This is a genomic window from Micromonospora deserti (genome assembly GCF_003236335.1).
In the GTDB taxonomy this organism is placed as follows: domain Bacteria; phylum Actinomycetota; class Actinomycetes; order Mycobacteriales; family Micromonosporaceae; genus Micromonospora; species Micromonospora deserti.
Map to the genome: position 1 here is coordinate 1 of NZ_POUB01000194.1, position 11664 is coordinate 11664.

Consider the following 11664-nt stretch of genomic DNA (forward strand, 5'->3'; position numbering starts at 1 on the left):
GCCCGACGGAGCTTGGTTGCGTCCACGGGAGGGTTCTACCAGGTGTGGGGAAACGGTTGGGGGGAAACTTTCCGGTATTCGCACGGCTCGGCTGGCCCGGACGGGGGTACGCGAGCCGCAATCGGAATCAGTAGCATCGCGCCATGCCGCATCGCCAGCAGTACGTGGAACCAGAGACCACGGTTTTAGACGGGCCGTCGACGCCGGAGCCGACCGAGGCGTCGCGTCCCCGCCGTCGCCGATGGCGGAAGATCGGCTTGATCAGCCTGCTGGTGGTGACGCTGCTCGGCGGCGGCACCGCGATCGCCGGCGGTCTCTACCTCCGCTCCGTGGAGTCGGACATCGACCGGGTCGACGCGTTCAGCGGCGTGCCGGAGGCCGACCGGCCACAGGCGGTCGCCAAGGGCGCCCTGAACATCATGATTCTCGGCAGCGATTCCCGCGACCCGGAGAACACCACCGGCTCGCGGACCGACACCATCATCCTCGCCCACCTGCCCAAGGACCGGTCGAGCGCCCAGCTCATCTCCATCCCTCGGGACACCTGGGTGCACGTGCCCCGGTCGAAGGACGGTAACCACGGCGGCCGGGATGCCAAGATCAACGCAGCCTTCGCCTGGGGCGGGGTGCCGCTGATGGTGCAGACCGTGGAGAAGTTCACCGGCGTCCGGATCGACCACGTCATGATGATCGACTTCGCCGGATTCAAGGAGATCATCGACGCGCTGGGCGGCATCGACGTCAACTCGGAGAAGACCTTCACCTCTATCCACCCGCCGTTCCGCACCTTCCAACAGGGAATGCAGCGGATGGACGGTGAGACGGCGCTGGACTACTCCCGACAGCGCAAGCAGTTCCCCGACGGGGACTTCGCTCGCATCCGGCACCAGCAGCAGGTCATCAAAGCGATCCTCGACCAGGCGGTCTCCGGCGGCATCGTCACGAATCCGGCCCGGCTCAACTCCTTCGTCAAGGCGACCTCCAGCGCGGTGTCCGTGGACGAGGGCATGTCCCTGCTGGGCATGGCCACGGATCTGCGCGGCCTGCGCGGCAACAACCTGGTCTTCCTGACCACCCCCACCAAGGGCACCGGCCGGGTCGGCTCGGAGAGCGTCGTCTTCGCCGACGCCGAGGGGACCCGGTCGTTCTACGAGGCGGTCCGCCACGACACGGTGCAGGAAATCATCAAGGGCGGGAAGTGAGACGGGCGCCCCGGCCGGGGGCGCCCGTTCAGTACGCGCCCCGCCGTGCGAGGACCACGCTGGCGGTCCGCCACAGGATACCCAGGTCGTAGACGAGCGACCAGTTGTCGACGTAGTGCAGGTCGAGCCGGACGGCGTCCTCCCAGGTCAGGTCGGACCGGCCGGAGATCTGCCAGAGCCCGGTGATGCCAGGGCGCACCAGCAGTCGCCGGCGGACATCGCCACGGTAGTCGTCGTCCTCGGTGGGCAGCGGACGCGGGCCGACCAGGGACATCTCGCCCTTGAGCACGTTGATCAGCTGGGGTAGCTCGTCCAGCGAGAGCCCGCGCAGGTGCCGGCCGATCGGCGTCACCCGCGGATCGTCCTTGATCTTGAAAAGCAGGCCGTCGCTCTCGTTACGGTGCCGCAGCGCCTCCAGCCGCTGCTCCGCGTCGGTGTACATGGTGCGGAACTTCCAGACCTTGAAGGCCCGGCCCTCGTGGCCGATACGGGTCTGCCGGAACATCACCGGCCCGGGATCGGTCAGCTTGATGGCCACCGCGATCCCGACCAGCAGCGGGCTCAGCAACACCAGCCCGACCAGCGCCGTCACCCGGTCCAACATGCTCTTGACCAGCAGCGAGAGGCCGGAGATGGTGGGCTCCTCGACGTTGAGCAGCGGCAGGCCCTCGATCGGGCGCACGTGAATGCGCGGGCCGGTGACGTCGGTGACCTGCGGGACCACCACGAGGTCCAGGCCGGTGCCCTCCAGTTGCCAGGCCAGCTTGCGCAGCTCGTACGACTCCAGGCTCGCCGGGCCGCAGACGGCGATGGTGTCCGCGCCGAGCTGCTGGACCAGCGGCACCAGGTCCCATCCAACGTAGACCGGCACCGGGGCGGTGACGCGCTCGCCGGGCCGCGGGTGGTGCGGCAGGTGGATGGCGATCGGACGCAGCCCGGCGCCCGGGTTGCGGGTCACCACCTCGTGCACCGCCATGGCGTCGGAAAGCCGCCCGACCAGCAGCACCTTCTGCGAGGCCCGCTGGCTGACCCGGCGGATGCGGCGCAGCACCACCCGGGCGAGGGCACGGGTCACCAGCGTGTAGAGCAGCAGCGTGAGGATGATGGCGGCGACCGTCGCCCGGGACAGGTCCTTCTTGAAGCCCAGCGCCAGGAACGACACGGTGGCGGCCATCGCGACGTTGGCGCGAGCCACCCGCTTGAGCTCCTCGGTGCCGCGCCCGAGGGCGCGCCGGTCGTACGCGCCGGCGGCGACGAGCACCGTCATCCACATCAGCGGGACGACGAGGTTCGTCACCAGGGCGAAGGCGCTGACCGCGCCGCCCAGCACCCGCTGGTCCCAGAAGCCGGCGTCGGCCTCGTCCAGCAGGGCGACCACGGTCCGGCTGGCCCCCAGGGCGGTGACGAAGTCGATCAGCACCAGGCAGGCCAGGTAGCGCCGGCGCCACCGGGCCCGCGGGGCCACCGGGCGGGCGAAGGCCGACCGGGCCATGCCGTTGGACGGGGGTGTGATGACCCCGAGATCAGGGTCGAAACTCGGTGACTGCGATGGCGCGACAGTCGAGAGGAGTTGAGTCTGCGCGGACACGACGTTCCTTTCACGCATGCTTGTCGTCACCAGAAACCTGATCGCGGGCTCTAGCACAGCGAGAGAGCGCGGGGCGCCGCCAAGCCAGCGAGGGGACCGTTCGGACTCAACCGGGGCTGGGCACGATCCCGCCTCGGGCTGAGTGGCGGCGTAGCTCGTCCAGCAGCGCGGCATGGGCTGGCTTCGGCGCTGGACTGGTGTCGAAGAGGCAGGCCGCACCGTAGCCACGGTGGTAGCCCGGGATCCAGCTGCGCGCGTCGGTGAACCCCCAGACGGTGAACGATACGCACGCCGGCACCGCGAGGCAGGCCTGGAGCACCTGGCGGTAGACCGCCGCCTGCCGCTCCAGCTTCTGCGGCGTGGCCGGCAGCGCGATCCGCACGTCCAGTTCGGTGACGGCCACCGACAACCCCAGGTCGGCGAACCGGCGTAGATTGCCGAGCAGGTCCCGGGGCTGCTGGTCCCACCGCAGGTGGCTCTGGAAACCGACGCCGTCGACGGGCACGCCGGCCCGGCGCAGCTCGCGGACGAGTTTCACCAGGGCGTCCGCCTTCCGGGTGCGACCCTCGATCCCGTACTCGTTGATGAACAGCCGAGCCCCCGGGTCGGCCGCGTGCGCCCAGCGGAACGCGTCGGCGATGTATCCCGGCCCGAGCTTTCGCAGCCAGACGGTGTCGCGTAGCGAACCGTCCTCGTCCAGCACCTCGTTCACTACGTCCCACGCCCAGACGCGACCCCGGTACCGGGAGACGACGGCGGTCACGTGCTCCTGGAGCACGGCGCGGACCCGCTCTGCCGGCCAGTCCGGCGACACCCACTTCGGCACGTCGCTGTGCCACACGAGAGTGTGTCCGTACACCGCCTGACCGTGCCGCTCGGCGAACTCGACGAGCTGGTCGGCGCCGGTCCAGGCGTAGACGCCCGGCACCGGTTCGAGGCTGCGCCACTTCATCGCGTTCTCGGCCGTTATCGCGTTGAATTCGGAGCCGAGCAGGTCCCGGTATGCCGGGTCCAGGCTCAGGCTCCGACCATCGACCGCTGAGCCGATCCGTACGCCCGGGGGCATCTGGTCCCGCAGCGACTGCCGCTTAGGTGTGGCAGGAGCGGTCGGCGAGGTGAGCGCCCCGGAGGGGCCACCGTCGGCCGGCTCCTTCGGGCCGTGCCTTAGCAGCAGCAGACCGAGCGCGACCAACGCGGCTAGCACCAGACCGACCGACACCAGCGTGACCGGAGAGCGGATCCGCCGCGGCGTCCCGGGGGCAGCCGGCCGCGACGAGCCGTAGCCGGACTCCGGTTGGCTCCCCGGGTACGACGCCGGCTCACGGCCCAGGGTGAACATCTCGGCAGTCACCGCGCCGGTGCACCTGGCACGTCGCGCACTGCCCACGGCGCCCGGCTGAAATTCCACCGGGCCCGCTCGGCGAACTCCTCGCGTGGCAACCCCGGAACCGCCGTGTGGTGGATCATGCCGGTCAGTACCCGGGTCACCTCCGTGGCCTCCTCGGGCACCCGGCCCAGCCGCAGCGACTCCGGCTGACCGATCTCGGCGAGGAAATCGTCGCACTTCTTCTGGTACGGCACCAGCGCGAAGGGGACGCCGGCCAGGTACGCGAAGATCGCGCCGTGCAGCCGCATGTGCAGGCCGATGTCGCAGCGCTTCATCTCGTCCCAGCAGGCCCGTACGCCGTCGCGTGCGGTGACCACCCGAACGTCGCAGAGCCCGTGCACGGCGGTTCGGAGCCGCTCGCTGACCTGCTCGTCCCCGTGCACAGGGTGGGTGTTGAACACGAAGACGGTCAGGTCAACCGGCTCCTTGAGCACCAGGCGGCGGATCCCTTCGATGAGGGCCTCCCCGCGCTGCCGCGCCTGCACGGCGTCCGCCTCGTAGTCCACACCGAGCAGCGTCACTCCGAGGCGGGCTCGACCATCCGAAGCGGGCCGTGGCCGGCGATCGGGGATCGGCTCGCCGAGCGCCTCGGGCAGCAGCCCAGCGAGGTCGCCAGCGGTGACGAGCACCCCCGGGTGGCCAGCCCGCTCAAGAATCTCGGCCGAGGCGTGGTCGCGTACGCCGATGAAGTCGATCCGCCGCAGCACCTCCACCAGCCGCCGCTCGGCCGCCGCAGAGAGAAACGGTCCGACGGAGACACCGACGGCCGCCATCGGATGACCGGACACCCGCGAGAAGAGCGAGAAGAGCTTCTTCTCACTCAGCGGGCCCATGTCGCGGAACACCGAGCCGCCACCGAAGACCAGCATCGAGGAGCGGCTCAGCAGCGCGGCCTTGTTCAGCACCCAGCCAACCCGGTCCGGCACGCTCCGCGAGCGGTACCAGCGGGGATTCATCCCGGCGCTTTCTGCCGGAAGGTCGACGATCGGCGGTGCCGCGAAGACGGGTTCCCGCGATCCCCAGTAGGTACGGGTGGCCCAGTCCATAACGACGCAGAACGCATTGTCGCCGACGTTCTCCATGCCGTAGTAGCCGACGACCAGCGGACGGCGGGCAGCAGCGTGCGGCTCAGGAAGCACCGGGGTTCCCCCTCGTCAGTCGGCGGCGGAGATCGCGCCAGGAGGGCAGGTGGTCGTCGCCGACCACCCGCCTACGTACGGCGATCCAGAACAGCGCGCAGAGCACGATCTCGGCGACGACTGTGGCGGCGGCGGTGCCACGGACGCCCCACAGCGGCGTCGCCACCGCCAGGGCCACGAGGTACATCAGAGCACCCACACCCTGGTAGGCCACCTTGCGGCGGAGCAGGCCACCGCTGGTGAGCAGGGCGGCGACGGCCGCACCCCCAAACCTGAACGGAATGGCCAGGGCCAGCACGGCGAGCACGGCCGCGGATTCCACGTAGTCCGGACCCAGCAGGAACGGGAGCACCGGCAGGCCGCCGAGGGCGACCAACGCCGCGATGATCGCACCCAGCACGAGCATCCCCGCCCCGCCCCAGCGGTACGCGATCAGGACAGCGTCCCGGTCGGTGACCGACCAGCGGTGCAGCCGGGCGAGGAAGTACTGCTGGTAGACGATGCGGGGTATGAGGTAGACGGCGGTCAGGACGGACATCGGGACGGCCAGAACCGCAGCCGCGGCCGGGCCGAGCGACTCGGCGGCGACCACCGTCCCCAGGTACATGCCGATCAGGTAGAAAAGGTTGCCCAGTACGAACGGCGTGGCCGCGCCGGTCACCCGCGCCGCGCCTACCCGAGAGGCCCGGACGGCCGGCTCGGATATCGAGCGCGTCGGCGCCTTCGCGGGTGCCACGCGCGAGTGTCCGTCGAGCGCGGTAAGGCGCCGGACGAACGGCCGCATCACTATCACACAGGCGATCACCGCCAGCGCCGCCACGACCGCGTAGCCGGTGGCCGCCGCAAAAACGGAGAGTCCGAACACCCACACCGCGAGCACCACGAGGACGCGGGCCAGGTGCGGCGCGACCTGAAGCGCCGACAGGCCCCGGTAGTCGCCTTGCAACTGCTGGACCGATCCGACCAGCGCCAGACCGGCCTGGGCGACCACGACGCTCGTCAGCAACGCCCGCACACCGGCCGCCTCCGGGTCGGACCACTCGCCGAGGCTCCAGGCAAGCATGCCGGCGACGGTCACAGCGGTGGCGACCGCCACCACCCGCAGCGAAGGGCCGATCCAGCGGTGGGCCCGCTCGCCTTCCCGTCCGAACCGCTGCAACCACAGCTCCGGTACGCCGAAGACCGCCAACGGCGCGGTCAGCGACACCACCGCCAACGCCGCGGTGAACGTGCCGAACGCCTCCTGGGAAAGGCTGCGGGCGAGGAGGATCTGCGTCCCGAAGGCAGCGATGGTGACGCCCACCTGGCTCAGGCCCAACATGCCGAGGTGGATCAGGGCGGTGCCGAGGCGACCACGGGGAGCTGCCGGCCGGGCCACGGCACCCGGACCGACACCGAGATCAACGACCGAGGGTGACAAGCCACTTGCCCATCTCGCTGAGGGTCCGCAGCGCCTTGATGGCCAGTCCGACGCCCGGCCACCGCGACGGCCGGTACATGTCGATCAGGCGGAACCAGAGGACGAGGCCACCGAGACGGCCCCGGGTGACGTTGCCGTCGTGCCGGTGGAAAAGCACGATCGGGTGGGCCAAGTGCCGGGGGTGCACGCCGGCGCTGAGGGCGCGGAGCATCAGCTCGACGTCCTCGAAGAGCCGGAAGCTCTCGTCGTACACACCGATCCGGTCGAGCAGCGCGCGATCGATGGTGGTGCCCGAGTGCTTGAACGGCAGGCGCGGACGGGTGAGCACCCCGAGCAGCATGCGCCGCGCCGAGGCGTACTCCGGCAGCCTGATGAGCCGCGCAGACCCCCGACGGACCTCGGTGTAGTCGGCGTACACCCAGCTGCCGCCGGTGGTGGCGAGTAGCTGGTGCACCCGGTCGAGCGCGTCGACGGTCAGCTCGTCGTCGGAGTCCAACACCGTGACGTACCTGCCCACGGCCGCCCGCAGGCCGCGGTTACGGGCCTCGGCGATGCCCCTGGGCGGCTGGGCCAGCACCCGCACCCGGCGGTCCGCCGAGAGGTCGGCCTCCGCGATCACCTGGGCGACGGGGATCCGCGAACCGTCGTCGACGATCACCAGCTCGAGGTCGGCGAAGCTGTTCGCGAGCACACTGCGCACCGCGTTGACGAGCAGGACGGGCCGGTCGCGGACCACGATGCAGACCGAAAAGGTCGGCTGGACGGCGCGCTCGGTGGCAGCCTCGGCCTCGGGACGCCCAGCCTGGGCGGGGAGTCGGGACGAGTCGTGCAGCGACGCGGGAAGCAACGGGTTCACTGGGTCGGCTCACTCTCGCTCGGTGTCGGCTCGCCGCTGTCCGCGCGGGGGTGGACGGCGAGGACCGCCATCTGCCCAAGGAAGAACAGCCAGAGGAAGTACGGGTAGGCGAGCGGCTTCTGGGTGAGACCGAAGATGACGAGGATCGCGAAGAGCAGCGCCACCGCGGGCCGACCCGCCCGGGTGACCCGCGCGTTGACGAACCGGTAGAGCCCCACGAGGACCGCGGCGGTCACGACAACGCCGACGATCCCCCAGATGACCATCACCCGAAGCAGGTCGTTGTGCATGTCCCACGGTTCGTAGCCGAAGCCGAGGAGCCAGACGTCCACAGGGGAACGGCCGAAAATTTCCACCACGTCGTTCCAGATGGCACCGCGACCGTGCATGAACGTGTCGGAGCGGACATCCAGCGACCCCACCTCGGTAAGGGTCACCTCGGCCCGCCTCCAGATGGCGCCGCCCCACAGCGCTCCGGCGACCGCCACGACGGCGGCCAACGCGCCGCAGACCGCCAGCGCGGCGCGACGGTTCACACCCCCGCCGACGCGACGGGCCCGCACCATGGTGAGCAGCCGCCGCGCCTCGAACGCGGCCACGATCACGCCGAGGCACAGGATCGTGAAGCGGTGCAGGGAGACGACACCGGTGGCCATGAAGAGACCGATGAGCCCGTAACGGACGGCGAACGGAGCTCGGATCCGGTCACCGAAGACGTAGACGAGGAACACCGAGAACATCAGCAGCCGACCAAGCGACATCGGATGGTAGTAGCCGCCGGAGGCGCGCCCGATCTTCTCGTAGTTCGCCAGCTCGAAGTGGAACGAGTACGGGTAAACCCCGGCCACCTGCAGCCAGGCCAACACGCAATGCACCACTGCGGCCGCCACTACCACAGCCGCGACGAGGGCGAGCCGACGGACGGGGAACCAGTCGCGGCGCATGAGCATCAACCCGAGCAGTGCGATCGGCGCGAACCCCACCACCAGCCGCATCGCCTCCGCCGGTATGGCGCTGGCCGGTTCTTGTGCCGGCCCGTAAATCGAGTAGCGGCGGACGTCGAAGAGGCTGAGTAGGTCGGCCCGGGCGGACGCGGCCAGGTAGCTGACGGCGGTGAGCACGAGCAGCAGCGCCAGCCCGGCCGCTATCAGCAGCAGAGCGCGGTGCGGCAGGCGCCGGGCACCGAGCGACACAACAGCTAGTGCGGCGAACATGCACATCGCACCGAGTGTGGTGATCAGCACACCCAGGTCGAGCCCGCTGCTCCCGCCCTTCTCGCCGATGTCGAGCAATGGCTTCACCGCAACCAGTACCAGTGCGCCGCTGGCCAGGATGCGTGCGACCCGTTCATGCCGAGTCACCGACGCGTCCTGGCGAACTTCCCTGGAGGGCGGGCGCCACTCCGGGGTGGTCAAGGTGTCCATCGCGGGTGCGTCTCCCATCAGTGTCTGCCGCGGTAGCAGCGACAACTCGGGCATGTCACGCCCGGCCCCGTACTGCCGATGCCGGTGCCGATCTGGCAATCGGCACCATGCTCTGTGGACGGATCAGGTGGGAGATGCCCCGTGTGCTTCTGCCCCCCCACAGAAACACGAGGACGATACCAGCGATGGACGAGTTGGAGGTGTCGGGTAACCGGCGGGTAGCGGGTCCCGATGGTTGCCGTGACGCCGCGCGTCGGGCAAGCTGTACCGCCGTACCCGGGCCGGCCCTGACGGCCCATAATCCGCTGAGGACCGCGCCGGGGCAGGCACCCCGACCAGGGAGATGCGGGGATCCGGTGTGAGTGCCCGTGAGGGAACAATGATCAGTGTGGTGATGGCTGCGCACAACGAGGCGCGGGTCATCGGTGGCTGCCTCGACGCGTTGCTCGCCGACGCCGCACCCGGCGAGCTCGACATCGTGGTGGTTGCGAACGGCTGCAGCGACGACACCGCCCAGGTCGCCGCGGCACGCCCGGGGGTGCGGGTCATCGAGGTGGCGCAGGCGGGCAAGGCGAACGCCCTGAACGTAGGGGACACGGCGGCTCGCGGTTTCCCTCGGATCTACCTGGACGCAGACGTGGTGCTCAGCCCGGGCGCGCTGCGGGAGATGGCCGCCGCTCTCACCGGCGACGCGGCGCCCCTGGCTGTGATGCCGCGGCGCCGCATGGTGACCGAGGGGCGCTCACTGGCCGTACGGGCGTACTACGCGATCAACACACGGCTGCCGGTCTTCGCCGACGCCTTGTTTGGTCGTGGGGCGATTGGAGTCTCCGCCGCCGGGCGCGATCGCTTCGACCGCTTTCCCGAGCAGATCGCCGATGACCTGTTCCTCGACTCGCAGTTCTCCGCCGAGGAAAAGCAGGAGGTGGCCAGTGCGACCTCCTTGGTGCAGGCGCCTCGGCATACCCGCGATCTGGTCCGCACCCTCGCGCGGGTACGCGCCGGCAACACCATGCTGCGTGCCAGCCACACCAACATCCGACCGTCGGCGCCGTCCTCTTGGTTCCGGGACGTGGTTCTGCCCCGGCCATGGCTGGCTCCGGCGGCCACGGTGTACGTGACCATCACGTTGGCCGCCGCGCTGAAGTCACGCCGTCACCCGAGCAACGGGTGGGGACGCGACGAATCGACCCGCTGATTTCGATGGTCCGGCGGACGCGAGACGCAACCGTCCAACCCCTCGGTCCCGCCAGTTTTCGGTAGCTGGACCGGCCGGGCAGGACGTCAGTAGCTGCTGGACCGGCGGCGCAGGAGCAGCACCGCGGCGACGACCACGCCGACCACGAGGGCTCCGACCAGGCCCGCCAGCAGGATGGTCAGCAGAGGCGAGGAGTCGTTCGACTCCGCCTCCAGCCGCGCCCGGTCCACCGCGTTCTGCCGGTACGCCTGCGCAAGCAGGTTGGTCGGCGAGGATGCCGCGACAGTGTCGAACTGCTTGATCGCCTCCGCGTTCCGGCCGGCGAAGAAGGCTTCCAGCCCGCTGCGATACACCCGGTCGGCTTCGGCGAGCCCGTTTGTGACACCCGTCTCACCTAGCAGCCCCGTCACCACGGAAACCGGGACGACGGCACGGTTGGCCCCACCGTTGGCCGCCCGGTCGTTGTCCAGCACACCGACCACCCGGCCGCTGGTGTCGATGGCGATCCCACCATGGGAGTAGATGCCGATGTCGTCGTTGATCCGGAGGACCGTGACGGCGCCCTGGTTGGCGGTGGCGGACACCCGCACCGGCTTCGACCGAAGGGTGTGGGTGGCGGCACGGAAGTCGGCGTCGGTCGTGTGGTAGCCGACCACGAGCAGCGCCGCACCGGGACCGAGCGCAGCCTCCTGGCTCAGCTCGACCGCCGGGAGATTCGTCTGGGCAAGCTTGACCAGCGCGAGGTCCCCGTTGTCGGCGGGAAGCACTCGTACCACCTCGGCCGGCACGGCCGGGCTGGCCGTCAAGTCTCCGCGGGCGACGTTGAACTGCCCGAACACCTTGCTGGTGGGCTCCGTGCCCGGCTGAGGGCCGGTGAAGCTAGTGGTGGTCATCCGCGTCTGGACGTACCGGTCGAGCTGCGGCGCGGTAAGCTTCTTCTGCTCGATGAGGATCCGGCCCAGCGTGTAGAGGGCACGTTCCCGCGCGGCTTCCGCTTCAGGGCGGACACACTGGCCGTTCGTGACCACGTGACCGTCCGGGTTGATCACGAACCCGCTGCATCGGCGCTTGAAGGTGACCGGGGTGGCGCTGAGCGGCACATTGGACTTCGTCTCTCGCAGCACGCCGGTGACGACGGCCTCGATGAAGACCAGGGACGGTGCGCTGATCGCCAGCGCCCGCTCCTCGGGGCTGTACGGGGCGGCCTCCGCCCAGGGCTTCAGACCCGGGTTCACCGCCGCGCTGCTCGGGAAGGACGAGGCGGTGGTCGGCCCGGTCCGGGGGTCGTTGGACTCCGGACCGGAGAGCGCCCACACGGCGGCACCGGCACCCAGCGCGGCCACCAGGACGAGGGCGGCGACGCCGGCCCAGAGCCCGGTGTGCCGCTTCGGCGGCTCGGAGGGCCTGATCCGGGGGGTCGGATCGGCGAACGGGTCGTACGGTGGGACGT

General features: G+C 70.1%; 9 protein-coding genes. 2 read left to right on the forward strand and 7 right to left on the reverse strand.

Annotated elements, in window-relative coordinates; translation table 11 throughout:
* Window positions 1–143 precede the first annotated feature (143 nt).
* Window positions 144–1202, forward strand: coding sequence for an LCP family protein (locus C1I99_RS22775; RefSeq protein WP_111136252.1), 1059 nt, complete (start codon window positions 144–146; stop codon window positions 1200–1202).
* A 28-nt stretch (window positions 1203–1230) separates the two neighbouring features.
* Here the strand turns inward: C1I99_RS22775 and C1I99_RS22780 are convergent, their stop codons facing one another.
* The 6 genes from C1I99_RS22780 to C1I99_RS22805 all read right to left on the reverse strand — a co-directional run bounded on the left by C1I99_RS22780 (window position 1231) and on the right by C1I99_RS22805 (window position 8953).
* Complete coding sequence (locus C1I99_RS22780; protein ID WP_233512656.1) at window positions 1231–2694, reverse strand: sugar transferase; 1464 nt, start codon at window positions 2692–2694, stop codon at window positions 1231–1233.
* A 202-nt stretch (window positions 2695–2896) separates the two neighbouring features.
* On the reverse strand, window positions 2897–4141 hold the full coding sequence (locus C1I99_RS22785; RefSeq protein ID WP_199562355.1) for an endo-1,4-beta-xylanase: 1245 nt from the start codon (window positions 4139–4141) through the stop codon (window positions 2897–2899).
* Window positions 4138–5316, reverse strand: a complete 1179-nt coding sequence (locus C1I99_RS22790) for a polysaccharide pyruvyl transferase family protein (RefSeq protein ID WP_146604026.1) — start codon at window positions 5314–5316, stop codon at window positions 4138–4140. Before C1I99_RS22790 ends, C1I99_RS22785 begins: the two co-directional genes overlap by 4 nt.
* Window positions 5306–6637, reverse strand: a complete 1332-nt coding sequence (locus tag C1I99_RS22795) for a lipopolysaccharide biosynthesis protein (RefSeq protein ID WP_146604027.1) — start codon at window positions 6635–6637, stop codon at window positions 5306–5308. Before C1I99_RS22795 ends, C1I99_RS22790 begins: the two co-directional genes overlap by 11 nt.
* A 79-nt stretch (window positions 6638–6716) precedes the next feature.
* Window positions 6717–7592 (reverse strand): glycosyltransferase family 2 protein, encoded by an 876-nt coding sequence (locus C1I99_RS22800; RefSeq protein ID WP_111136256.1) that lies wholly within the window; start codon window positions 7590–7592, stop codon window positions 6717–6719.
* Window positions 7589–8953: a hypothetical protein gene (locus C1I99_RS22805; RefSeq protein WP_111136257.1), complete on the reverse strand. Its 1365-nt coding sequence runs from the start codon at window positions 8951–8953 to the stop codon at window positions 7589–7591. The genes C1I99_RS22800 and C1I99_RS22805 overlap by 4 nt, the downstream gene beginning before the upstream one ends.
* 421 nt (window positions 8954–9374) lie before the next feature.
* Here C1I99_RS22805 and C1I99_RS22810 point away from each other — a divergent pair, with 421 nt between their 5' ends.
* Entirely contained in the window at window positions 9375–10214 is an 840-nt protein-coding gene (locus C1I99_RS22810) for a glycosyltransferase (RefSeq protein WP_233512657.1), read from the forward strand.
* Window positions 10215–10300: 86 nt separating this feature from the next.
* On the opposite strand, the gene C1I99_RS22815 is transcribed toward C1I99_RS22810, so the two are convergent.
* A partial coding sequence (locus C1I99_RS22815; RefSeq protein ID WP_146604028.1) for a S1 family peptidase occupies window positions 10301–11664 on the reverse strand: 1364 nt, incomplete at its 5' end.

Excerpts from the sequence above, each read along its gene's own strand:
- C1I99_RS22775 (WP_111136252.1), top strand. The coding sequence starts at position 144 with ATGCCGCATCGCCAGCAGTACGTGGAACCAGAGACCACGGTTTTAGAC.
- C1I99_RS22780 (WP_233512656.1), bottom strand. The coding sequence starts at position 2,694 with ATGGCCCGGTCGGCCTTCGCCCGCCCGGTGGCCCCGCGGGCCCGGTGG.
- C1I99_RS22795 (WP_146604027.1), bottom strand. The coding sequence starts at position 6,637 with ATGTTGGGCCTGAGCCAGGTGGGCGTCACCATCGCTGCCTTCGGGACG.